This is a genomic window from Marivita sp., assembly GCF_051859345.1.
Taxonomy (GTDB): Bacteria; Pseudomonadota; Alphaproteobacteria; order Rhodobacterales; family Rhodobacteraceae; genus Marivita.
This window is the reverse complement of sequence record NZ_JBHYFV010000002.1, coordinates 203,743-227,519: the sequence shown is the minus strand read 5'-3', so window position 1 is coordinate 227,519 and position 23,777 is coordinate 203,743. Positions and strand designations below refer to the sequence as shown.

The window sequence follows — 23,777 nt, the reverse complement described above, 5'->3', positions numbered from 1 at the left end:
CCTTCCGGTCCGGGACAACCCCGGCCGTTTACAGGATATACCTTTGCCCGCACCCGCATCGCCCCGCCTTGTCGCCCTGGATGGCCTTAGCCAGATTGTTGGCGAAGGTCGCATGTTGTCTGATGTGACCAGCGATCAGGTCTGGCTGGAATTGACCCCACCCGAACGCGCGACGGCGCAACGGCTGATCACCGAAACGCTGCGGTATCTGGGTCGCGCCGATCACCTGTTGACCCCGCACCTGCAACGCCAGCCGCCTTTGCGTGTGATGAACCTGCTGCGCATGGCGACGGTGGAGTTGATGACCGGCGGTGCCGCTCACGGTGTGGTAAACGAGGCCGTCAAACTGGCCGGGCGCAACAAGAAAACCGCGCCGATGAAGGGTCTGGTCAACGCGGTTCTACGCAAGATCACGGCGCTGGATCAGACCGCTTGGGACGCTGCACCCGAAACGATGCTGCCCAAATGGCTGCGGCCGAAACTGGCCAAGACGTGGAGCAAACCCGTCGTGGCCCGGATCGAACGCGCCCATGCGGTGCCGCCGCCGGTTGATCTGTCTGTCAAATCAGACGCCGCAGGCTGGGCGGAAAAGCTGGGCGCTGACCTTTTGCCCACCGGGTCTTTGCGGTTGGCGGCACGCGGTCAGCTGTCGGCCCTTCCGGGGTTCGACACTGGTGACTGGTGGGTTCAGGACGCAGCAGCGGCATTGCCTGTGCAATTGTTGGGTGATGTCACCGGTCAGCGTGTTCTCGACATTTGCGCTGCGCCCGGTGGCAAGACGATGCAGCTTGCGGCCAAGGGCGCGGATGTGACCGCGCTTGATATTTCCGATGCGCGCATGGCGCGGCTGACCGAAAACCTGACGCGCACCGGATTGCCTGCAAGGACGGTTGTGGCGGATGCGCTGACCTATGACGACGATCCGTTCGATGCGATCCTTCTTGACGCGCCCTGTTCAGCGACGGGCACGATCCGGCGGCATCCCGACCTGCCTTACGTCAAGACCCAGTCCGGGATCGAAGATCTGGTCCAGCTTCAGCGCAAGCTGCTCAACCGTGCGGTTCAGCTCGTCAAACCGAACGGAACGCTTGTCTATTGCACCTGCAGCCTGCTGCGCGAGGAAGGTGAGGATCAGATCAAGGGGCTTTTGGCGCACGCGGACGATGTAGAACTTGTCGCGCCATCTGCCCTCGGTCTTGATCCCGACTGGATCAGCCCCGAAGGCGGTGTTCGGTTGCGTCCAGACTACTGGTCAGAGACGGGTGGTATGGATGGATTCTACATGGCCGTCCTGCGCCGCAAAGGCGAACCGTCGCCCGCGTGACAATTGCACCGTGACTCGTTGCGATCACGAAGGTATGATGTCGGCATAAGAACGCTTGCGCAAACGCAAGGCAGAGGCAGAGCTGATGTTCCGACTGGACGCCGCAAAACGGGCGCAGACCCGGCTTTTGAACCGTGTTCACGCGCGTCTTTCTGCGCGCGTCAAGCCAGCAACAGCCTTTGTGGGAACGCCGGAACCCCGCACCGTCGGGTCCTATGCACGCGGGCGGCAGTTGACGGCGGGCAACCTCTTGTTCGCCGGTCATCTGGTCGAGGCTCCCGGAGCGGTCCTTTGGGATATCACGCCGCCGGACGATGCGTTTCTGGAAGAGATTCACGGGTTCATCTGGCTCGACGACATGGCCAGCGTCGGAGACATGGCAACCCGAAAAATCGCCCAGACATGGCTGTTCGACTGGATCAGACGGTACGGCAACGGGTCCGGTCCCGGCTGGACACCGGAACTCGCCGGGCGGCGCGTGATCCGTTGGCTTCACCACGCAATCTTTGTTCTTGGAGGATGCACGCCTGAAGAGTCGCGCGCGTTCTTTCGATCCATCGCGCAGCAAACCATCTTTCTCAACCGTCGCTGGCACAGCTCGACCCCCGGTCTGCCCCGGTTTGAGGCGCTGACCGGGCTGATCTCGGCAGGCCTGTCTTTGCAAGGTATGGAAAGCCAGGCCGATCCCGCGATCAAGGCGCTGGGTCATGAATGTGTTCGTCAGGTCAATGAGGCCGGCGGCATTCCGACGCGCAACCCCGAAGAATTGATGGAGGTGTGCACCCTGCTGATCTGGGCGCGGGATGCGTTGCAGGAAACCGGCCGCGCGCCGGAATTGTCCCATATACAAGCCATTTCGAAAATCATCCCCACCCTGCGCGCGCTCCGGCACGCCGATGGGGGGCTGGCGCGGTTTCACGGTGGAGGTCGCGGTGTGGAAGGGCGGCTGGATACAGCCCTTGCGGCCGCCGGGGTCAAGGCGCAGGTGGCGCAGGATCTTGCCATGGGTTATGCCCGTCTTTCCGCAGGTCGGACAACGATGGTCATTGACGCAGCTGCGCCGCCCACCGGATTGGCCAGTTTCAATGCACATGCCTCGACGCTGGCGTTCGAACTGACATCAGGACGCCGTCCGCTGATCGTGAATTGCGGCTCGGGGGCCACGTTTGGCGAAGACTGGCGTCGCGCCGGGCGGGCGACGCCATCGCATTCCACGCTATGTCTTGATGGGTTCTCAAGCTCGCGGCTTGGAGCCACGTCGCGAATGGGGCCGATTGAACGCGAACTTCTGGATGATGTGCCCAAAGGTGTCCCGGTTGAAATGTCCCGCGCCACCGATGGGGTTCGTTTTGAAGGGGGCCATGACGGGTATCTACGGACACATGGCCTGACACATGCCCGAATTCTGGAACTCACGTTCGATGGGCGCGGCATCGTGGGCGAAGACCTTTTGGTCGCGCTGGATTCCGGCAACAAGGTGCGGTTCGATCAAAAGCTGGAAGACAGCCGGTTGTCGGGTGTGCCATTTGACATCCGGTTCCATCTGCACCCAGAGGTGGACACGGCCATCGACATGAACGGGACCGCGGTGTCCATGGCGCTGCGCAGCGGGGAAATCTGGGTTTTCCGGTTCGAAGGGCAGTGCGATCTGTCGCTTGAACCTTCGGTTTATCTGGAAAAAGGCCGTCTGCGACCACGCGCGACGAAACAGATCGTTTTATCTGGCCGCGCAATGAAGTATGCGACCCGCGTTCGCTGGTCGCTGGCGAAGGCTCAGGACACCGCCATCGCGGTGCGGGACCTTGTTCAGGACGATGCGATGCTGCTGAACTGAACACTGGGAACCTATGCTGTCATGACCAACCTCGCCCCCCTTCGCCGTGCGCTTCTGTCGGTTTCCGACAAGTCCGGACTTGTTGACCTTGCCAAGGCGCTGGATGCGCGCGGTGTGGAAATCCTGTCGACCGGCGGATCGGCCAAGACGCTGCGCGACGCCGGTGTGCCGGTCAAGGATGTGGCCGAGGTGACGGGCTTTCCCGAAATGATGGACGGCCGGGTCAAGACGCTACACCCGATGGTACATGGCGGTTTGCTGGCCCTGCGCGACAATGACGACCACGTCGCGGCGATGTTCCAGCACGATATCAAGGCGATCGACCTCCTGGTGGTAAACCTGTATCCGTTCGAGGAAACTGTCGCCAAGGGTGGCGACTATGACACCTGCATCGAGAATATCGACATCGGTGGCCCCGCAATGATCCGCGCTGCCGCCAAGAACCATGCCTTTGTCAGCACCGTTGTCGATGTCGAGGATTACGATGCACTTCTGGCTGAACTGGATGCGAATGACGGCAAGACCACGCTTGCCTTCCGGCAGCGTCTGGCCCAGATCGCCTATGCCCGCACAGGCGCCTATGATGCGGCTGTCAGCACATGGATGGCGGGCGCGATTGGCGAGGAAACCCCGCGCCGCCGGGTTTTTGCCGGAACTCTGGCGCAGCCCCTGCGCTATGGCGAGAATCCGCATCAGGGCGCGGCGTTCTATCGTGACGGTTCGAACCGTCCGGGTGTCGCCATCGCCGAACAGCTTCAGGGCAAGGAACTGAGCTACAACAACATCAATGACACGGATGCAGCGTTTGAACTTGTGTCGGAATTCCTGCCGCGTGACGGCTTTGCCTGTGCCATCATCAAGCACGCCAATCCCTGCGGTGTGGCGACTGGCCGGACGTTGAAGGAGGCGTATCAAAAGGCGTTTGACTGCGACCGGACGTCGGCTTTTGGCGGCATCGTTGCGCTGAACTCGACTTTGGACGGCGAAACCGCCGAAGCCATTTCCGAGATTTTCACCGAAGTTGTCATTGCTCCCGGCGCGCATCAGGACGCCAAGGATGTCTTTGCCCGCAAGAAGAACCTGCGCCTGCTCATGGCGCCGGGTCTGGCGAACACCGCAGAGCCGGGAATCGCTTGGAAACAGGTGTCTGGCGGTATCCTTGTTCAGGACAGCGATAACGGTCGGATCGACAGGGACAACCTTAAGGTGGTGACCAAAATTGCGCCCACCGAGGATCAGATGCGCGATCTGCTGTTCGCCTGGACCGTCGCGAAACACGTCAAGTCGAACGCCATCGTCTACGTCAAGGATGGCGCGACCGTGGGTGTCGGTGCCGGTCAGATGAGTCGTCTTGATTCGGCGTTGATCGCTGCCAAGAAGGCCGAACGCATGGCCGAGGCGCTGGGCCTGTCCGAACCACTGACCAAAGGCAGCGCGGTGGCGTCGGATGCGTTCTTCCCCTTTGCCGATGGGCTGATGGAAGCCGCGGCCGCCGGTGCGTCCTGCGTGATCCAACCGGGAGGTTCGATGCGCGATGACGAGGTGATCGCGGCGGCGGATGAGGCCGGGTTGGCGATGGTGCTCACCGGCATGCGCCACTTCCGTCACTAAGGCTAAAACAAAGGACACAACCATGCGCCTGGTCTCCCTTGTTGCCCTGATCGTAATCTTGGTCGACCAGATCAGCAAATGGTGGGTCGTGCATGTGATGGAGCTTGCCCGTGTCGGGTCCATCGACGTCTTCCCGCCCTATCTGAACTTCCGCATGGCGTGGAACACGGGTATCAATTTCGGGCTTCTGTCCGGCCGTGAGGATTGGACACGCTGGGTACTGATCTCGGTTGCGCTGGGCATTGTGCTGTTTGTGATGGTGTGGATGCGGCGTGATCCGCCGGGGCGGACCGGGCTGGTCTTTGCGGGACTGTTGATCGGCGGCGCGCTGGGCAATGTCGTGGACCGGGTGTTTTATGGCGCAGTGGCGGATTTTCTGAACATGTCCTGTTGCGGGTTCACCAACCCGTATGCGTTTAATGTGGCCGATATATCGGTCTTTATCGGGGCCATCGGGCTTGCACTTTTCTCGGGTGGCAAAAACGCCTCGTGACGGGCGCGGCTGGATGCGTTAAAGCAGGGATGAGGCGAATTCGGAGACGGGCAGAATACATGCCGCGCACATTGATCATACTGGCACTTGTGGCTTTGACCGCATGCGGATCCCGTCAGGATACGGCGGATCGCGATACCAATCTGCGGCAGCTGCGCAATTCATCCGGTGCGCCGGAAGAATTTTCCATTGTGCCACCCAAACCCCTGGAAGCCCCGGAAACGGTCTCGGAACTTCCACAGCCCACGCCGGGGGGCAGCAACCGGACCGATCCGACACCGCTGCGCGATGCTGTTGCGGTGCTCGGGGGATCGCCCTCGCGGCTTGATCCGCAAGCAGGTATCGGAGCCGGGGATCAGGCCCTTGTGGCCCGCGCATCGCGCTTTGGGCGTCAGCCAGGCATCCGCGAAGAACTTGCCGCTGCCGACCAGACCTTTCGCGAACGCCGGTCGCTGTTCAACTGGCGTCTGGTTCCGCAGGACACCTACAACCGTATATACCGCGCTCAGATCCTTGATCCCTACGCCACGCTTGAAGCAGCCCGTCGCGCAGGTGCGCAGACGCCGTCCGCACCGCCGCGCTGACGCGCGGAGAGGGCCAAGGGTAATCGCGCAGGGATTTCCGTCTGTCGTCCGGGGGACTTGGGTCACGAAATTGTTGGCTGGCTTGAACTTGGCCAGACGCATCGTACCTTTAATCAAAACCAAGGAGATTTGCCGATGCGTCGCCTGATATCCCTTGCCGGGGCGTGGTTCCTGGCTGCTGCGCCTCTGGGTGCGCAGACAATCGAAGATCAGGTCACCACCTTCCAACTTGATAACGGAATGGATGTTGTGGTGATCGAAGACCACCGCGCCCCTGCTGTCGTGCATATGGTCTGGTATCGCGCCGGGTCTGCCGATGAACAGGCCGGTGTGTCCGGGGTGGCACATTTCCTGGAGCATCTGCTGTTCAAGGGAACGGAAAAGCTGGCTCCGGGCGAGTTCAGCGAAGTGGTCAAGGCCAATGGCGGCACCGACAACGCGTTCACGAGTTTTGACTACACCGGCTATTTTCAGCGCGTCGCGGCGGACCGGCTGGGTCTCATGATGGAGATGGAAGCGGATCGGATGAAGAACATCCAGCTTGACCGCGAAGACATCCTGACAGAACGCGACGTGATCATTGAGGAACGCAACCAGCGTGTCGAAAACGATCCCGGATCGCTGTTCCGCGAACAGCGCATGGCGGCGCAATACCTCAATCATCCTTATGGCACGCCGATCATCGGCTGGCGCCACGAGATGGTGAACCTCGATCTGGACGATGCGCTGGCCTATTACGAACAATTCTACTCGCCCAACAACGCTGTGTTGGTGGTGGCCGGTGACGTGATGCCCGACGATGTCCTGGCGCTTGCGCAAGAACATTATGGCCCGATCCCGCGCAACGACGCATTGCCCGAACGTGTCCGTCCGTCAGAGCCGCCGCAAATGGCGGAACGCCGGATCACGTTCGAAGACCCGCGCGTGGCGCAGCCCTATGTGATGCGCACCTACCTTGCCCCGGAACGCGATCCAGGTGGTCAGCGAAGGGCGGCGGCCCTGACGTTGCTGGCCGAAGTGCTGGGTGGGTCGCAGACCTCTGTTCTGCCGCAAAAGCTCCAGTTCGAAGAAAAACGCTCGGTCTATACAAGTGCCTTCTACGGGGGGCTGTCGCTTGATGACACAACGTTTGGTGTGGTGAACGTCCCTTCCGAGGGTGTCAGCCTTGAAGACGCCGAAGCCGACATGGACCGCATCATCGCAGACTTCATCGAAACCGGCGTCGACGCGGAACAGCTGGAGCGGATCAAGTTTCAATTGCGCGCCTCTCAGGTTTACGAACTCGACAGTTCCAACTCGCTGGCACGGAGATATGGGGCGGCGCTGACCTCTGGGCTGACGATTGATGATGTTCATGCCTGGCCCGAAATCCTGCAATCCATCACGCCGGAAGAGATCATCGCGGCGGCGCAGGACGTGTTTGACCGGGACAATGCCGTCACAGGCTTCCTGCGGATGGCCGAAGAGGTGACACAATGACTGTTGTTGGAAAGTTTGTCGGGCCGCTCATCGCGTTCGTGATGCTGGCAGCACCTTTGCGGGCCGAGATCGACATTGCCGAAGTGCAAAGCCCCGGTGGCATCAACGCGTGGCTCGTCGAGGAACAGTCGATCCCCTTCGTGGCCCTTGAACTGCGCTTCAAAGGTGGGGCGTCTCTGGACCTTGCGGGGAAACGGGGTGCGACAAACCTGATGGCTGGCCTGCTTGAGGAAGGCGCAGGAGATCTGGACGCCCGCGCATTTGCCGAACGCGCTGAATCGCTCGCAGCGAGTTTTGACTTTGATGTCAGCGACGATTCCGTGTCGATTTCAGCGCGGTTCCTGACCGAAAATCAGGATGAAGCGCTGGCGCTGTTACACGATGCGATCAACCGCCCGCGCTTTGATCAGGCGGCGATTGATCGGGTGAAGGCACAGGTTGTGTCCGCGATCCGATCCGATGCGCAGGATCCCGACTCTATCGTGGGTGCTGAATTTGACGGCTTGGTCTTTGGAGATCACCCCTACGGATCGTCCATCGAAGGCACCGAGGAAAGTGTGGCTGAGTTGACTCAGGACGACCTGATCGCAGCGCATAAGGGAGCCTTGGCCCGCGACCGCGTCTATGTTGGTGCGGCGGGGGACATCTCGGCCGACGAACTGGCGACCCTTCTTGATACCCTTCTGGCAGATCTGCCAGAGACCGGCGTGCCACAGGCCCCGGATGTCGAGGTTGCGACCGAGGCTGGCGTGACGGTTGTACCCTTCGACGTACCGCAATCCGTGGCGATCTTCGGTCACGAAGGGATTGCGCGCGACGATCCTGATTTCTTCACCGCCTATGTGCTGAATGAGATCCTTGGTGGCGGCGGGTTCGAGGCGCGGCTGATGGAAGAGGTGCGCGAAAAGCGTGGCCTGACCTATGGCGTCTACAGTTACCTTGTGCCGAAAGATCACGCCGCGCTGTATCTTGGCCGTGTGTCGAGCGCGAATGACCGTATCGCCGAAGCCATCAGCGTGATCCGTGACGAATGGACCAAGATGGCTGAAAACGGTGTGACGGCGGAAGAACTCGATAGCGCCAAGACCTATCTGACGGGGGCTTATCCTTTGCGGTTTGACGGCAATGGACGTATCGCCAATATCCTGGTGGGGATGCAGATGGACGACCTGCCCACGGAATATGTGACCACCCGCAACGCGAAGATCGAGGCGATTACATTGGAGGACATCAAACGCGTCGCGGCGCGCATCCTGAAGCCCGAGGCGCTGCGTTTTGTCGTGGTTGGGCAGCCCGAGGGGCTTGAGTCGTAGAATTTGACCAGATGGTAAAGAAAGCCGCGCCAACCAAGCGCGGCTTTCTTTTGGGACGGGGAACAATCCTTTGAAGGATTGTTCCAAACTCTTAGAAGAGTTTGTCCGCGCCTAGTTCAGCAGTCCTGCATGGCGCAGGCCGTTGTCGATCAGATCGCGCGTCGGCTGCGACACCGGAAAGAGCGGTGCGCGCATTTCCTCGTCACACAGACCCAAACGGCTCATGGCGTATTTTGCGCCGCAGAGGCCGGGTTCGACGAAGATGCTGTGATGCAGCGGCATCAAACGGTCCTGTATCTCGAGGGCGGTGATGTAATCGCCTGCAAGCGTCGCTTCCTGCATCTGTGAACACAGTGCCGGGGCGACATTGGCGGTAACGGAAATCATGCCCACACCACCCTGCGCGTTGAAACCGTGCGCCGTGGCGTCCTCGCCCGAAAGCTGCACGAAGTCCTTTCCGCAGGTCCGGCGCTGGGCACAGACGCGGGCGAGGTCGCCGGTGGCGTCCTTGACCCCGATGATCCGCGGCAGCTTTGCCAGTTCGCCCATCGTCAACGGCAGCATGTCCACCACCGACCGGCCGGGAATGTTGTATATGATGATCGGCAGATCGCAGGCGTCGTGCAGCATGGTGAAATGCCGGATCAACCCGTCCTGCGTCGGTTTGTTGTAATAGGGCGTCACCACGAGACCCGCCTGCGCACCGGCCTTTTCGGCATGTTGCAGAAAGCGGATCGCCTCGTCGGTGTTGTTCGACCCGGCCCCGGCGATCACCGGAATACGTCCGGCGGCGGCCTTGACGACAAACGTGACAACCTCTTCGTGTTCGGTATGGCTCAGGGTCGGGCTTTCGCCAGTTGTGCCGACGGGCACAAGCCCGTGGCTACCTTGATCGACATGCCAGTCCACCAGACGTTTGAGCGTGTCAAAATCCACTGTACCGTTCTTGAACGGTGTGACCAGTGCAGGCATTGACCCTTTGAACATTGTCACGCTCCTTATCGTTGGTGGCAGAACTGCCGTTGCACCCGTCCCGCGAATGTGAGTTGAAGGTCGCGGCGTGCGGGTTATCCTTTAGCGTGCCGTCTATCCTGTTTCAGTGGGGGAAATGCAAGCCATGTTTCGGCGTATCGCGATCCTGACAGTGGCTTTGCTTGCCATGCCGTTGGCCGTTCTGGCACAGGACCGAATGCGTCCGCTGGAGCGCGCGATGGACATGATGCGCGACGGCAACTGGTCCGCCGCGCAGATCGAGGCGCGGGGCGACGGGCAGGCGGCGCTGGACGTGATCCTTTGGCATTACCTTCGATCGGGGCTTGGATCGCCGCGCGAAGTTCAGGATTTCCTGACCCGCAATCCGGACTGGCCGGGTTTGCCATATCTCAAGGAAAAAAGCGAAGCGGCCATGACCTCGGCCTCTGCAGAGTCGATCCGGGCGTTTTATCTGGGCCATGCACCGGAAACCGGGGCCGGGGCGTTGTCATTGGCGCGAGCCTTGCTGACGGCGGATGACCGTCCGGCTGCAAGTGACGTTATTCTGCAGGCGTGGCAGAAATTGCCCCTGACCTCTGAAGAGCAAGCGGCGTTCCTGTCGAGCTATGGCGATCTGCTGAAGTCGCATCACACAGAGCGGCTGGATGCAATGCTTTGGACCGGTCGAGCCAGCAACGCCCGCGCGATGCTGCCCTTGATGGATGACGGTTGGCGCGCCCTGGCCGAAGCACGGCTTGCGCTGAGAACGGATGCCGCCGGGGTGGACGTTCTGATCGAAGCGGTTCCGGCCAACCTTGGTTCGGATGCCGGGCTGGCCTATGAACGCTTTGCCTGGCGGGTGCGCAAGGGTCGCACAGATGATGCGGTCGAGTTGCTTCTTGCGCGGTCGAAATCACGCGAGTCTCTGGGGCGGCCCGATATCTGGGCGCGACAAAGGGATGATCTTGTCCGTCAGCTGATGCGTGCTGGCGAATATCAGACGGCGTATGACGTGGCCTCTCGTCACCATGTGACCGAAGGGTCGTCTTTTGCCGATCTGGAATGGCTGTCGGGCTATGTGTCGCTTCGGTTCCTTGACGCGCCTGAACGTGCGGTTGGTCATTTCCAAGCGATGCGCGGTGGGGTGGAAACACCGATTTCACTTGGCCGGGCCGGATACTGGCTTGGTCGTGCGCAAGAGGCGGCTGGCAACACCGACGCGGCAGCCAAGGCCTATGCCTTTGGTGCGCAATACCAGACGTCGTTTTACGGACTTCTGGCGGCCGAGGCCGGTGGCCTGCCGCCTGATCCGCTTTTGGTGGGCAATGAGGTGTTTCCGGACTGGCGTGATGCCCCGTTCACCCAATCGTCGGTCTTCACGGCGGCGATCCTTTTGCTCGATGCCGAGGAAAAGGTTCTCGCAGAGCGGTTCCTGACGCATCTCGCGGAATCGCTGGACCGGCGGCAGATTGGCCAGATGGGACAGATGCTTGATGATCTCGGCTTGCCGCATGTGCAGGTAATGCTGGGCAAACGGGCGGCGCAATTCGGGCACGAGGTTCATGCCCCGTATTATGCGCTCCATCCGTTGGCCGCCGTTGAACATCCGGTGCCGACCGAGCTTGTTCTGGCGATCGCGCGACGCGAGTCGGAATTCGATCCGGGGGTTGTGTCTCCGGTCGGCGCGCGCGGGCTGATGCAGGTGATGCCCGGCACCGCGCAAGAGGTCGCGGGTTGGCTGGACTTGGACTACTCTGAAGCCAGACTGCTGTCAGATCCGGTCTACAACGCGGTGCTGGGTGCGACCTATCTGGAACGTCTGGCACGGCAGTTCGATGGCAACGCGGTGATGATCGCGGCGGGCTACAATGCGGGGCCAAGCCGCCCGAACCGATGGATGGAAGACCGCGGCGATCCGAGACGCGGCGAGATGGATGTGATCGACTGGATCGAACATATCCCGTTCACCGAAACACGGAACTATGTGATGCGGGTCACCGAAAGTCTGCCGATCTACCGCGCGCGGCTTGGGCGCGATCCGCACCCGGTGCCGTTTTCGCAAGAGCTGAAAGGCTCAACGCTTCTGCCGCTGACGCCAGAGGGTGAATAGACCCGCGCCCACAATCAGGCTTGCACCGAAGACGACATTTGGACGGATCGCCTCTCCGAACACGAGGATACCAAGGCTCGCCGCGAAGGGCAGTTGCAGATAGGCAAAGGGCTGCACCGCGCTGGCTTCGGCCACATCGTAGCATTTGATCAGCAGGTAATGCCCGGTTGCACCCGTCACGCAAAGCATCGCCATCAAGACCCAATCCAGCGATGTCATGGGTTCCCAGAACCAAAGGCCAATGAGCGTCATGAACACTGCGCCGACTGTTCCGGTCCAGAAGAAACTGGTGGCGGCGCTGTCTTTGCGTGCGGCGTAGCGGGTGAGCAATCCGTAGAGTGCAAACATGAAGGCGGAGATGGCCGGAATGATCGCAAGCGGAGAAAACACGCCGAAGCCGGGTTGCAGGATGATCAGGATACCAATGAAACCGACACCGATCGCTGTCCAGCGCCGCCAGCCCACCTGTTCGCCAAGGATCGGGCCGGACAGGGCCGCGATCAACAGGGGATAGCAAGCAAAGATCGCGTGGCTTTCCACGAGACCCAGATAGGTGAAGCCAAGCACCATCACGCAGATCTCGGCGGCCAACAGCAGCCCCCGAAAGCCTTGCAACCAGGGTTGGGTTGTCGCGGCAGCAGCGCGCAGTCCCCCCGCGCGGCGACTGGCGACGAACATCACGAAGGCGGCGAAGAACCAGTAGCGGATCATCACGACCATCAGCACGTTGTATTCGCTGGCCAGATGCTGTGACAGGCCGTCCTGCATGGCAAAGACAAAGGTGGTCGCGACCATCAGCCAGACGCCGAGGCGGTTGTTGGTCTCACTCATGTGTCGGCTTTCCGCGCGATGGTCATGTGGCGTTTGCGGCCGAAGCCGGGAATGCGCGTGGTGATCAGACCCGCCGCATCCAGTGCGCGGCGGACGTGACCCGCAGCGCTATAGGTGGCTGCTGTGCCGTCTGGGGCGGTTTTCTGTGCCACGAGAGCCAGCAGATCGGGTTGCCAAAGTTCGGGGTTCTTGGCGGGGGAAAACCCGTCGAGGAACCACGCATCTGCGGGTTGGGTCATGCTGTGCAGGGTGTCGCGGGCATCGCCGTCGACCAGTGTGAACTTCAGGTCGGGCAGGGTGATGTTGCGCGCATGGTCAGCCCAGAACGGAGCAAGCTCGTCGGCAATGGGTTTGAGCTCTGGGAAGGCCTGCTGCGCGCGGATCATATCGTCGGCATTCATCGGGAACGCTTCGAAACTGGTGAAATGCAGCGTACCTGTCTGGCCGCTGGACCGCCAGAGGTCGAGCGTCGCCAGGAGGTTCAGGCCCGTGCCGAAGCCCAGTTCGGCGATATGGAACCCGTCACGGAACCGTGTGGGCAGATCGTTGCCCGTCAGGAACACGTGCCGTGTCTCGGCCAGCCCGTTGTCGAGCGAAAAATAGGGATCGTCGAACCGGCGAGAGACAGGGACATCCCCATCGCGCCAGTCGAGCGGTTCCGTCTGGAGTTTCATGATGACATACCTTAGCGACGGCGCGACCTTGGCGAGGAGTAGGCGGAATGGCAATGCCCGAAATCACTGTGCGCGGAGCCGGGATCTTTGGCCTGAGCATCGCGTGGGCTCTGACGCGGCGCGGCGCATCGGTGCAGGTGGTCGACCCCTATGGCGCAGGGTCGGGATCGAGCGGCGGATTGGTCGGCGCGCTGGCCCCGCATGTGCCCGAAAACTGGAACGACAAGAAGGCGTTTCAACTCGACAGCCTGCTGATGGCCCAGGCCTTCTGGGCTGAAGTACAGGCGGAAGGAGGCGTTGATCCGGGCTATGGGCGCACCGGGCGGTTGCAGCCGATTGGCGACGATCACGCGCTTGAACTCGCGCGGGCGCGGACCCAAGGCGCGCTCGATCTCTGGCAGGGGCGCGCCGTTTGGGAGGTGATCCGCGCCGAAGAGGCTGGGGATTTCGCGCCGGTTTCGCCCAGCGGTCACCTGATCCGCGACACGTTGACAGCCCGGATGCATCCGCGTCAGGCCTGTGCCGCCTTGGTCGCGGCTTTGCGGGCAAAGGGCGTTGACGTGGTGCCCGAGGCTCCGGACCGGGGCGCTGTGATCTGGGCGACCGGATGGCAGGGGTTGCTGGAGCTTTCGGAGGTGTTCGCCAAACCCGTGGGGGCCGGGATCAAGGGCCAGTCGGCTGCCTTGGCCTATGACGCTGGGCCAGTTCCGCAAGTGTTTGTGGATGGCTTGCACATCATCCCCCATGCCAACGGGACGGTCGCCATTGGATCGACCAGCGAACGGGAGTTCGACACGCCGGACGGTCTGGACGCGCAATGCGATGACCTGATCGCACGCGCGATTGCAGCAATGCCGCTGCTTGCAGATGCGCCGGTCGTGGACCGCTGGGCGGGTGTGCGGCCACGCGCGCGATCCCGCGCGCCGATGCTGGGCGCATGGCCGGGCCGCGATGGGCATTTCATCGCCAATGGCGGATTCAAGATTGGCTTCGGCATGGCCCCCAAGGTGGCCGAGGTGATGGCCGATCTGGTGCTGGAAGGACGGGATACCATACCTGACGGATTTCGCGTCGAAGCCTCTATGTAATAACGGGCGTGGCGTCGATGGCTTTGGAAATCTCGGCGACGCCGGGGTCGATGCGCGCCTGCGCGATCGAGCTGTAAGCCAGCCGGTAATAATTGCGCGGCGGGTCTTCCCCGGCGAAGAACGGCGTACCTGGCTCGATCAGCACGCCAGCGGTGCTCAGGCTCTTCGCCAAGTCCTCGCAATCCACATGATCCGGCGCCCGCATCCAGAAGCTGGACCCGCCATAGGTGCCTTTCCCGGCAATGGTCAGCCCGTGTTTGCGGATCGCATGTTCCATGATCACGCGACGATCGTTAAGCGCCTTGCCGGTGCGGCGGATCAGGCTGTCATAATGACCAAGGCTCAGGAAATAGGCAGTCGTCCGCTGCGTCAGACCCGGAGGATGGCGCAGCATCGACGCCCGAAGCGCACGGGCCTCGCGAATGAACGGGGCCGACCCGACAAGGTAGCCAAGGCGCAAACCGGGAAAAAGCGATTTGGAAAAGCTGCCGACGTAGATCACCCGCCCATCGGCATCAAGGCTCTTGAGCGCGGGCATCGGGGATTTGAGATAGGCCATCTCGAATTCGTAATCATCCTCGACGATCAGCGCATCAAGCGCGCGCGCACGCTCAAGCAGCGCCTGTCGCCGGGACAGGGGCATGGTGTAGGACGTGGGGCATTGATGGCTGGGTGTGGTGAAGATCACATCGGTCTTTTCGGCGATCTTGTCCGGGGGCAAGCCGTCTTCGTCCACATCCACGGCGCTCAGATGACAGCGTGACTGTGTGAGGATATCCCGCAACGCCGGGTAGCAGGGGTTTTCGATCACCGCGCGCCGACGTTGTGTCAGCAGAACTTGCGACGTCATCCAAAGCGCGTTCTGCGCGCCCATGGTGATGAGAACTTCGTCCGGGGTGGCGCTGATGCCGCGCCGGGGCAGGGTGTGGCGCAGGATGAATTCGACGAGTTGCGGATCGTCCTGGTCGTAATAATCGCGGGTCAGCGCAGCGAAATCCTTGGCACCCAGAGCCTGCAATGCGCAGAGCCGCCAATTGGCGTGGTCGAACAGTTGCGGATCGGTCTGCCCATAAAGAAACGGATAGCGATACTGCGCCCAGTCCTGTGGTTTGACAGGTGTCGCGCCGCCGGTGAATTTCTGACCCAGCGCGCGCGCCCAGTCTACGCCATCTTCAGAGCGGGCAGTGTTGTTAAAGCGTGGCGGCTCTGGCGCGTCTTCCGAAACAAAGTAGCCGGAGCGGCCTTTGGAGGAGAGGTAATCGTTGGCAAGGAGTTCCGTATAGGCCAGCGTGACGGTGATCCGACTGACGCCCAGATGTTGTGCGAGCTTTCGGCTTGAGGGCAGCTTCTCGCCGCGGCGAAACCGGCCGGAGAGGATGCCTTCGGCGACCATCTGCTGGATTCGTGATTGCAGCGTGCCTCTGGTGTCGGGCTTGAGAAAGAAGGTTTCGACCGGGATTGCCATGTGCCCAGCCTAGATTGGACTTATGGCGTTGGCAATCTGGTCTTAAAGGGGCCAAGGACTTTGGAAAATCCTTGGCCGCGATTTTCGAAAATCGCTTTTCAAGCAGTTTCGAAGCTGCGTGCCCGCCCTATTCTGACCAGCTGACGCCGGTGAGGTCGGTCGCCTGCGTCGGCGCATTTTGCCACAGGCCCTGGAGCCGTGCATCCGCCACGGTCGGAAAGGCCAGCTGGAACAGGTAGCCATTGACGTAATCATCCGCGATCATGGTCTGTGCCTGCGCAATCAGGTCGGACCGCGTGGCTGGATCACTTGTGCTTCCAAGGGTTGTCATCAAGTCCTGAAAGGCCGCGTTGTCATACTGGAAATAGTAATCTGGCCGCGCATAGATACCGATATCAAAAGGTTCTGTGTGGCTGATGATCGTCAGTCCGAAATCCTTGCCTCTGAACACTTCTTCGAGCCATTGCGCCCATTCGAGGTTGGTGATTTCCGTCTGGATGCCGACAGCGCGCAGTTGCGAGGCGATGATCTCGCCGCCGCGGCGGGCATAGGAGGGGGGCGGCAGTTTGAGCGTTGTGGTGAAACCGTCCGGCAGGCCCGCTTCGGCCAGAAGCGTCTTTGATTTCTCGGGGTCGTAGTTGGACCGCGCAGTCAGATCGACATAATCCGGATTGTGCGGTGCGAAATGCGTGCCAATCGGTGTGCCAAGGCCAAACATCGCGCCGTCGACGATTGCCTGGCGGTCAATGGCGTGGGACACAGCTTGGCGGACGGTCACGTTGTCGAAGGGCGGGAGTTTGTTGTTCATCGCGAGGATGGTTTCTCCCTCGGTCGATCCGACAAGAACCTGAAAGCGCGGGTCGGCTTCGAACTGCGGCAGGTTTTCGGGCGCCGGGAAACCTGCAAAGGCGTCGATGTCCTGAGCCATCATCGCGGCGAAGGCGGCGGTGGGGTCGGAGATGAACTTGAACGTCGCGGCTTCGAGCGCCGGGGCGTCGCCCCAATAGTCCGGGTTGCGGGCCAATTCGATCCGGTCGCCCTGTACCCATTCCTCGAACGTGAAGGGGCCGGTGCCGATGGGCGACTGCTTGATACCCTCGATACTTTCGGGGGCAACGATCACAGCATCGCCCCATGCCATGTTGAACAGGAAGTTGCCATCGGGGGCGGACAGGTTCACCTCCACGGTGCTTGGATCGACAACAGTGACCTCGGAAATGCCCTCGAACAGGGCCTTTTGCGCGTTGACGCTGTCATCCGCACGGGCGCGATCAAGGGTGAACTTGACATCTTCGGCGTCCATCGTGGTGCCATCGTGGAAGGTCACGCCGTCGCGCAGGGTAAAGGTGTAGGTGGTGCCGTCATCGCTGATCTCCCAGCTTTCGGCGAGCCCCTCCACAACCGAACCGTCCGACATGAATCGGGTCAGTCCCTCGAACACGTTGGAATAAAGCACCGAATCGATGGCACCGGCAGCGGCGCTGGTCGGATCAAGATGCGGCGGTTCGAGTTGCAGTGCGATGGTCAGATCGGTTTGCTGCGCAAGCGCAGGCGTTGTCAGCAGCGAGGCCAGAGCGGCCCCGCGAAGGAAATGAGTGGTCATGGTGTCCCTCCAGTTGTTGCCGTGAGTGTCACGTCAAATCACGCTGTGATCAAGCCTCTGCTTTCAGCTGCGAGATGGCACCAGAAGGGTTTCAAGCGCGCGGCCCATGACTTTGGCGCTGTCAAGCATGTCGGTGATGCCGATCCATTCATCCGGTTTGTGCGCCAGTTCCAGAACGCCGGGGCCATAGGCGATGCAGTTCTTCAGCTTGCCGATCCGGTCGATATGTTTCTGATCATAGCTGCCGGGCGACGCGACATAGGTCGGATCCAGCCCCAGCACGTCTCGGATGGCGTCGTGAACCGTGGTCACGATGGGCGCGGTTTTGTCGGTCATCGACGGGATCACGCGATTGATCTCGCGGATCTCGTAGTCAAAATTTGTGCGACGCGCCTTGAGGTCATCAAGCAGGTCGATCACCTCTTGCCGCACCGCCTCGATCGGTTCTTCCATCAGAAACCGGCGGTCGATGACGATGCGGCAACTGTCGGGCACGCAATGGGCGGGCAGGCCAGTATAGTCGCTGGCCTGTTCGTGCTGGCCGCCATGCACCGAGTTGATGTTCATCGTGGATTGCCGCGCCCCTTCGGGAACCACGGGCATCTCGGTCCAGCGTGACGCCATCGCGGGGAAGAGCGTTTCTTCGAAAGCATGGAGCACAGCCCCCATGTGGCGCACCGCGCAGTCGCCGAGGAAGGGCATGGAGCCATGGGCGATTTCACCCTTGGTTTCGATCTCGGCCCACCAGCCGCCACGATGGCCAAGGCAGATGCGGTCCTTGTTGAGCGGCTCCGGAATGATCACATGCTGCACGCGCTCGGGCGCGAACCAGCCCTTTTCGGCAAGGTATGCCACGCCGCCATACCCTCCGGATTCCTCGTCCGCCGTGCCGCTGATTTCGATGGAGCCAGCATAGTCCGGGTGGTGGGCGATGAAAGCTTCGGCGGCGATGATCGACGCGGCAAGACCACCCTTCATGTCGCAGGCGCCCCGTCCGTAGATCTTGTCGCCTTCGACAGGCGCATTGAACGGATCGCGGGTCCAGCCGTGGCCAATTTCGACCACGTCGGTGTGCGAGTTGAAATGCACGCAGGGGCCGGGGCGGGGGCCTTTATGGCGGGCCACAATGTTCCAGCGCGGGTAGCGGTCGCTGTCGCCGGGGGCACCTTCAGCGCGGACCCAGGTGGTTTCGAAACCCGACTGGGTCAGGCGCGCATCCAGCAGGTCGCAGATTGCGGCATAGTTTTCGCCCGGCGGATTGAGCGTTGGAATGGCGATCAATTCCTGCGTCAGCGCAATCAGATCTTCGCGTGCATCGTCTATCCGTTGAAACAGCCTGTCCGACATGACTCACCTCGTTTTGCGTGGCAGTGTCGCGGTGAGCGGTCACCTTGGCAAGGCTCAGTGCCAGCGCAGCGGGGGAAGTGTTCCAACGGGAAGCGGTCCCAGAAGAGGCGTGCCGCGATTGATGCCAAGCGTGACATCAAGGCTGTCGCGGGTGCCATTGAATGTGGACAGCAACGTGAGCAAATCAATCAACCCGTCAGACACTGCCGGAGGCAGATCGCCGTTTTCGCGGGCGGCGTCGATCCCCTCGCGCCAGTTGTCTGCGGTGATGGACATGTCGCCGGTGGGCACGCCCTCCGCATCCAGGGTCGCGGCAAGGGTGATCCTGAACGTGACCGCGCCGTAGGTGATTTCCGATCTCTGCACGTCGATCCTCGTGAGCCGTGGCGGGGCGTCCGTGAGCGCGTCGAGCCGTAGCGGCCGGTCGAACTCCAAAAGGCTTTCGGCCCGTGCAGAGGCCAGTGAGTCGGGGCCGATCCCCGACGCCGCGCGCGGTGACGATGTGGCGATGGAACCAGCGGACAGGGCAAACCGATAGCTGGAATCCGTGGTCTTTTCCAAGGCAATGTTGGTGTCGGCCAGCGCAAGCGACATGTCCGGCCGGGTCAGGTTCAGAACGGGCGCTTCGAGGTTGCTGCGCAAGATGTCCTGCCCGTCGAACACCACGCTGGCGCGCAACCCGTCCGAGGTGATTGCGGTCTCTGTGCCCTCGATTGTCAGGGTTTGCGCGTCGGGCCAAGCGACGATCACATGGTCCCGTTTGTAGCTGAGCGCGAGGATCTGAAAAAACGGCGCTTGCCAGCCAACCGCCCCATCGCGCGACATCAGAACGGGATCGGCCACCGTCAGATCCGTGCGATTCGGAAAGCCGCGCACGGTCAGGTCGGAGAAGTCGGCCTGCCATCCCTGTGCGCGCAGGTCTTCGAACCAGCCTTGCGCGTCGGTTCGCATGGCGTGTGCAGCGTAGAACCACCAGCCACTGTAGGCCAAAGTGGCCACGATGATCCCTGCAAGAAGACGTTTCACCCGCGACCCCCTTTCACCTGTCGTGCGTTTGGTGTTTACCGCGCCCGGAAAGGCAGCACCAGCACCATGACACTATGGGTATTCGGATACGGATCGCTTTTGTGGAACCCCGGTTTTGTTCCGGTGGAAACTGCACCTGCGCGGCTTGAGGGCTATGCGCGCAGCTTTTGCATGCGGTCGATCCATCACCGTGGTACGGACGACATCCCCGGACTGGTTCTGGCGCTGGATGCGCAGGAGGGTAGCGCGTGTGACGGGCTTGCCATGCAGATGCACGAGGCCGAGCTTGACGCGACAATGGCCTACCTGCGGGAACGGGAACTGGTGTCGTCGGCGTATCTGGAAAAGATTCTCCCGCTCAAGTTTGCGGATGGTCGCGAAGACATCGCGGTCACCTATGTCATTGACCCGGATCATGTGCAGTATTGCGGGTCGCTTGATCTGGAAGAGCAGGCTCGGATCATCGCCACAGCGGTCGGGGGGCGTGGACCGAACAGCGAATACCTGTTCAATACAGCGTCACATCTTGCTGAATTGGGCATCCCTGATGCAGACTTGAACTGGCTGTGCGACCGTGTGCGGGCCCTGATCGCTTAACGGCTTGGAGATTGGCGGCGAACCGCCTAGTGTGACCCGCGAAGAACAAGAAACGCGTCAGGAACTGTCCGAATGGATCAGCCGGACATCGAGGCCGAGCCACAATTCTCCCAACCTGTTCGACAGGTGCTGATGATGCTCCTTGTGCTGGGGCTCACAGGGTTTGGGGCATTTGTGGCGTTGCCGCGGGTGCTGCCGGTCTTTCAGACCAATCCCTATCTGAACGGCTTTATCGCTTTTGTTTTCGTGATCGGTGTGCTCGCCTGTTTCTGGCAGGTGTGGCAGTTGATCCAGTCGGTGCGCTGGCTTGAGGATTTCGCCCGCAAGCGGGACAGTGGTTTGCAGATCCAGGCACCCTTGCTGCTTGCGCCACTGGCAACACTGTTGCGGTCGCGCGGCAAGCGCATGCAGATCAACACCACCTCAACCCGGTCCATTCTGGATTCCGTTGCCACACGGATCGACGAGGCGCGCGAGATCACGCGGTACATCGTCAACCTTCTGATCTTTCTTGGCCTGTTGGGTACGTTTTACGGTCTTGCCACCACTGTCCCCGCGCTGGTCGATACGATCCGTGGTCTGGCGCCCGAGGACGGTGAGACCGGGACCGAGGTGTTTTCGCGCCTGATGAGCGGACTCGACACGCAGTTGTCGGGCATGGGGGTGGCGTTCGCCTCGTCCCTGCTCGGGCTGGCCGGGTCGCTGGTTGTTGGTCTGCTAGAGCTGTTTGCGGGCCATGGCCAGAACCGGTTCTACCGCGAATTGGAAGAGTGGCTGAGTTCAATCACCAAGCTTGGCTTTTCAAGCGGTGATTCTGAAAGCGGCGGTGACATGGGCACTGCCGGAGTCATCCTTGATCAGATGGTCGAACAGATGGAGGCGATGCAGTTATTGTTCGCCCAATCCGAGGAAGGCCGGTCCGAAGTCGAATACCGGTTGGGTCAGTTGAGCGACACGCTGGAGCGGATGACCGAACGGATGGAGGCCACCGCACCAAGCGCCACGGCTTTTGCCCGTATTGCGGACAGTCAGGACCGGTTGATCGACGTGCTGACGCACAAGTCCGAAAACGAAGGGCTGGATGCGGAAAGCCGGATGCGGCTGCGGTCGATCGACGTGCAGATGTTGCGGATTCTGGAAGAGGTGTCAGCCGGTCGGCAGGAGACCATGGCGGAATTGCGGACCGATCTGTCCTTCATTGGTCGGGCGCTGGATCGTCTGGCCCGCAATACAGGACGCAAGATCGACAAGGGCGAGGGTTAAGCCATGGCCCTGTCACGGCGCACCGGAGCCCGTTTCCAATCCTCGATCTGGCCCGGATTCGTGGATGCGATGACCGGGCTTTTGCTGGTGCTGATGTTCGTTCTGACCATCTTCATGGTGGTTCAGGCGGTGTTGCGGGATACGATCAGCGGACAGGAATCCGAACTCAATACGCTGTCGTCCGAGATACTGGAGCTGTCCCGCGCCTTGGGTGTCGAACAGCAACGGACAACCTCGCTCTCCAACCAATTGAGCACGCTCAACGCGACGCTGGATGACACGCAAGCCCGGTTGACCGAACAGGAGGCGATCATTGCATCCCTGTCGGCGACGCGGGATCGTCAGGCGGCGGCGCTTGATGCGGCGGATGCGCGGATTGCCTCCTTCGAGGAGCAAGTCGCCGGTCTTTTGTCCGAGCGCGATACAGCGCGCGATCAGGTGGCCGACCTGACGGCAGCGCAGGAACAGTTGCTCACAGAGCAAGAGTCGCTGAACCTCGCGCTGGCTACGGCACGCGGCGAGATTGATGAACAGGTCGAAGCTGCGCGGCTGGCGGCGGCCCGTCGCGAGGCGCTTGAGGCGCTGGTGGCGGATCTGCGGTCCGAGAATGAGGAAACCTCTGAACAGGTGACTGCCCTGACCGCGCAGGTGGAGGGACTTGAAACCGCGCTGACCGAGGAAGAGGCGGCCAAGTTGGCCGAGGCTGCGGCGGCAGAAGCCCTGCGCGCGCGGTTACAGAACGCCGACGCAGAACTGACCGCAATGACGATGGCGCTTGAGGAACAGCGTGCAAGGGCGGAGGAAACACTGACGCTTCTGGCGGCTGCGCGGGATGCGGAGGACGATCTGAACGCGCGACTGGCGGCGGCGTTGCTGGACGGGGAGGAAACCGCAGCGGCGTTGCAGGCGCGGCTTGATGCGCAGGCAGATCGGATCGACGGCTTGCAATCCGATCTGGAGGCGGCGTCGGTGGATCAGACCACCCTGTCGTCGCTGGAATCGCAGTTGTCGCAAGCCTTGATACGGGTCTCCGAAGCGGAGGCGCTGGAATCCCGGCTTGAGTCGTTGCGCGCCGAAAATGCGGCGTTGTCTACGGATCTGAGCGCATCGGAGCAGACAACATCCGAAATGCAGGCGACGCTGGAAACCTTGCGTCAGGCATTGGCCGAGGCGCAGGCGAACGCAGCGGCGCGGTCAGAAAGCGAACAGACGCTCGAGCAACGGCTTGCCGCAGCATTGGCGCAGCAAAGCGCGACCGAGGCATCCCTGGAAGACACCCGCGACCAGTTGGCTGCGGCGCTGGCGGCGCAGATCGCCACGGAAACCGCGTTGCAGGATCGTTTGTCCGAGTCCGAACAGCGTCAGCTTTTGCTGGAACAGGCGCGGGACCGTCTGGATGCGGAAACCGAACGCGCAACCGTGGCGCAGCGCCAGACCGAGTTGCTGAACCAGCAGGTGGGCGCATTGCGCCGGCAGTTGTCTTCGTTGCAGGCACTTCTGGACGAGGCCGAGGCGAAAGATGTCGAGGCGCAAATCCAGCTTGAAAGCCTTGGCAGTGAATTGAACACGGCGCTGGCCCGTGTCGCCGCCGAAGAGCGTCGTCGTCGGCAGTTGGAAGAGGCCGAGCGCGAGAGGTTGGAGATTGAGCGTCAACGCCTTGAAGAGGAAAAGCAGCGGCTGGCGGGGCAGAATCAGGATCTGGAACGCTATCGCTCTGAATTCTTTGGCCGCCTGCGCGAGGTGCTGGGCGATCGTGATGGTGTCCGCATCGAAGGAGACCGGTTTGTCTTTTCGTCCGAAGTGCTGTTCCCGCCTGCCGAGGCTGGTTTGTCGCCGGGGGGGCGTGCGCAGATCGCCAATGTGGCGGCCATCCTGCGGGATGTGGCGCAGGACATTCCCGCCGGGATCAATTGGATCATTCGTGTGGATGGTCACACCGACGATCTGCCGCTCTCGGGGCAGGGGATCTATGCGGACAACTGGGAGCTGTCACAGGCCCGCGCGCTGTCCGTGGTGCGCTACATGATCGAAGACCTGGGCATTCCACCACAGCGCCTGTCGGCCAATGGGTTCGGGGAATACCAGCCGGTGAACCCCGAGGATACAGCGCAGGCACGGGCGCAGAACCGTCGGATCGAACTTAAACTGACCGAACAGTAGGCG

Annotated in this window: 19 protein-coding genes; 12 read left to right on the top strand and 7 right to left on the bottom strand. The window is 61.5% G+C overall.

The window, feature by feature from the left end:
- The first annotated feature begins 43 nt into the window (after positions 1-43).
- From ACTIEN_RS02695 to ACTIEN_RS02665, 7 genes are all read left to right on the top strand, one after another.
- Positions 44-1,324: an RsmB/NOP family class I SAM-dependent RNA methyltransferase gene (locus ACTIEN_RS02695; protein WP_439521561.1), complete on the top strand. Its 1,281-nt coding sequence runs from the start codon at positions 44-46 to the stop codon at positions 1,322-1,324.
- Positions 1,325-1,409: 85 nt separating this feature from the next.
- On the top strand, positions 1,410-3,158 hold the full coding sequence (locus ACTIEN_RS02690) for a heparinase II/III family protein (RefSeq protein ID WP_439521595.1): 1,749 nt from the start codon (positions 1,410-1,412) through the stop codon (positions 3,156-3,158).
- Between the two features lie 21 nt (positions 3,159-3,179).
- Positions 3,180-4,769, top strand: coding sequence for a bifunctional phosphoribosylaminoimidazolecarboxamide formyltransferase/IMP cyclohydrolase (gene purH / locus ACTIEN_RS02685; protein WP_439521560.1), 1,590 nt, complete (start codon positions 3,180-3,182; stop codon positions 4,767-4,769).
- A 22-nt stretch (positions 4,770-4,791) separates the two neighbouring features.
- A complete protein-coding gene (gene lspA / locus ACTIEN_RS02680; RefSeq protein WP_439521559.1) occupies positions 4,792-5,262 on the top strand; it encodes a signal peptidase II in 471 nt (156 codons plus the stop codon).
- A gap of 59 nt (positions 5,263-5,321) precedes the next feature.
- A complete protein-coding gene (locus tag ACTIEN_RS02675; RefSeq protein WP_439521558.1) occupies positions 5,322-5,846 on the top strand; it encodes a DUF3035 domain-containing protein in 525 nt (174 codons plus the stop codon).
- Positions 5,847-5,981: 135 nt separating this feature from the next.
- Positions 5,982-7,325, top strand: coding sequence for a M16 family metallopeptidase (locus ACTIEN_RS02670; protein WP_439521557.1), 1,344 nt, complete (start codon positions 5,982-5,984; stop codon positions 7,323-7,325).
- Positions 7,322-8,638 (top strand): M16 family metallopeptidase, encoded by a 1,317-nt coding sequence (locus ACTIEN_RS02665; RefSeq protein WP_439521556.1) that lies wholly within the window; start codon positions 7,322-7,324, stop codon positions 8,636-8,638. Before ACTIEN_RS02670 ends, ACTIEN_RS02665 begins: the two co-directional genes overlap by 4 nt.
- Before the next feature lie 111 nt (positions 8,639-8,749).
- Here the strand turns inward: ACTIEN_RS02665 and dapA are convergent, their stop codons facing one another.
- Positions 8,750-9,625 (bottom strand): 4-hydroxy-tetrahydrodipicolinate synthase, encoded by an 876-nt coding sequence (gene dapA / locus ACTIEN_RS02660; protein WP_439521555.1) that lies wholly within the window; start codon positions 9,623-9,625, stop codon positions 8,750-8,752.
- A gap of 130 nt (positions 9,626-9,755) precedes the next feature.
- Here dapA and ACTIEN_RS02655 point away from each other — a divergent pair, with 130 nt between their 5' ends.
- Positions 9,756-11,720: a lytic transglycosylase domain-containing protein gene (locus tag ACTIEN_RS02655; protein ID WP_439521554.1), complete on the top strand. Its 1,965-nt coding sequence runs from the start codon at positions 9,756-9,758 to the stop codon at positions 11,718-11,720.
- On the opposite strand, the gene ACTIEN_RS02650 is transcribed toward ACTIEN_RS02655, so the two are convergent.
- Together ACTIEN_RS02650 and mnmD are read right to left on the bottom strand one after the other, a co-directional pair.
- On the bottom strand, positions 11,685-12,551 hold the full coding sequence (locus tag ACTIEN_RS02650) for a DMT family transporter (protein ID WP_439521553.1): 867 nt from the start codon (positions 12,549-12,551) through the stop codon (positions 11,685-11,687). The genes ACTIEN_RS02655 and ACTIEN_RS02650 overlap by 36 nt on opposite strands.
- Entirely contained in the window at positions 12,548-13,225 is a 678-nt protein-coding gene (gene mnmD / locus ACTIEN_RS02645; protein ID WP_439521552.1) for a tRNA (5-methylaminomethyl-2-thiouridine)(34)-methyltransferase MnmD, read from the bottom strand. The genes ACTIEN_RS02650 and mnmD overlap by 4 nt, the downstream gene beginning before the upstream one ends.
- 47 nt (positions 13,226-13,272) lie before the next feature.
- On the opposite strand from mnmD, the gene ACTIEN_RS02640 reads away from it, so the two are divergent.
- A complete protein-coding gene (locus tag ACTIEN_RS02640; RefSeq protein WP_439521551.1) occupies positions 13,273-14,313 on the top strand; it encodes an NAD(P)/FAD-dependent oxidoreductase in 1,041 nt (346 codons plus the stop codon).
- Here ACTIEN_RS02640 and ACTIEN_RS02635 read toward each other — a convergent pair.
- The 4 genes from ACTIEN_RS02635 to ACTIEN_RS02620 form a co-directional block, all read right to left on the bottom strand.
- On the bottom strand, positions 14,306-15,778 hold the full coding sequence (locus tag ACTIEN_RS02635; RefSeq protein ID WP_439521550.1) for a PLP-dependent aminotransferase family protein: 1,473 nt from the start codon (positions 15,776-15,778) through the stop codon (positions 14,306-14,308). The genes ACTIEN_RS02640 and ACTIEN_RS02635 overlap by 8 nt on opposite strands.
- 127 nt (positions 15,779-15,905) lie before the next feature.
- Positions 15,906-17,381 carry an ABC transporter substrate-binding protein gene (locus tag ACTIEN_RS02630; protein ID WP_439521549.1) on the bottom strand — a complete coding sequence of 492 codons (1,476 nt, stop codon included), beginning with the start codon at positions 17,379-17,381 and terminating at the stop codon, positions 15,906-15,908.
- A gap of 63 nt (positions 17,382-17,444) precedes the next feature.
- Positions 17,445-18,728: an acetylornithine deacetylase/succinyl-diaminopimelate desuccinylase family protein gene (locus ACTIEN_RS02625; protein WP_439521548.1), complete on the bottom strand. Its 1,284-nt coding sequence runs from the start codon at positions 18,726-18,728 to the stop codon at positions 17,445-17,447.
- A 54-nt stretch (positions 18,729-18,782) separates the two neighbouring features.
- Positions 18,783-19,754: a DUF2125 domain-containing protein gene (locus tag ACTIEN_RS02620; protein WP_439521547.1), complete on the bottom strand. Its 972-nt coding sequence runs from the start codon at positions 19,752-19,754 to the stop codon at positions 18,783-18,785.
- A gap of 66 nt (positions 19,755-19,820) precedes the next feature.
- On the opposite strand from ACTIEN_RS02620, the gene ACTIEN_RS02615 reads away from it, so the two are divergent.
- The 3 genes from ACTIEN_RS02615 (at position 19,821) to ACTIEN_RS02605 (ending at position 23,774) form a co-directional block, all read left to right on the top strand.
- Positions 19,821-20,351, top strand: coding sequence for a gamma-glutamylcyclotransferase (locus tag ACTIEN_RS02615; protein WP_439521546.1), 531 nt, complete (start codon positions 19,821-19,823; stop codon positions 20,349-20,351).
- A 72-nt stretch (positions 20,352-20,423) separates the two neighbouring features.
- Positions 20,424-21,614 (top strand): biopolymer transporter ExbB, encoded by a 1,191-nt coding sequence (locus ACTIEN_RS02610; protein WP_439521545.1) that lies wholly within the window; start codon positions 20,424-20,426, stop codon positions 21,612-21,614.
- Positions 21,615-21,617: 3 nt separating this feature from the next.
- Positions 21,618-23,774 carry a peptidoglycan -binding protein gene (locus ACTIEN_RS02605; protein WP_439521544.1) on the top strand — a complete coding sequence of 719 codons (2,157 nt, stop codon included), beginning with the start codon at positions 21,618-21,620 and terminating at the stop codon, positions 23,772-23,774.
- Positions 23,775-23,777 lie beyond the last annotated feature (3 nt).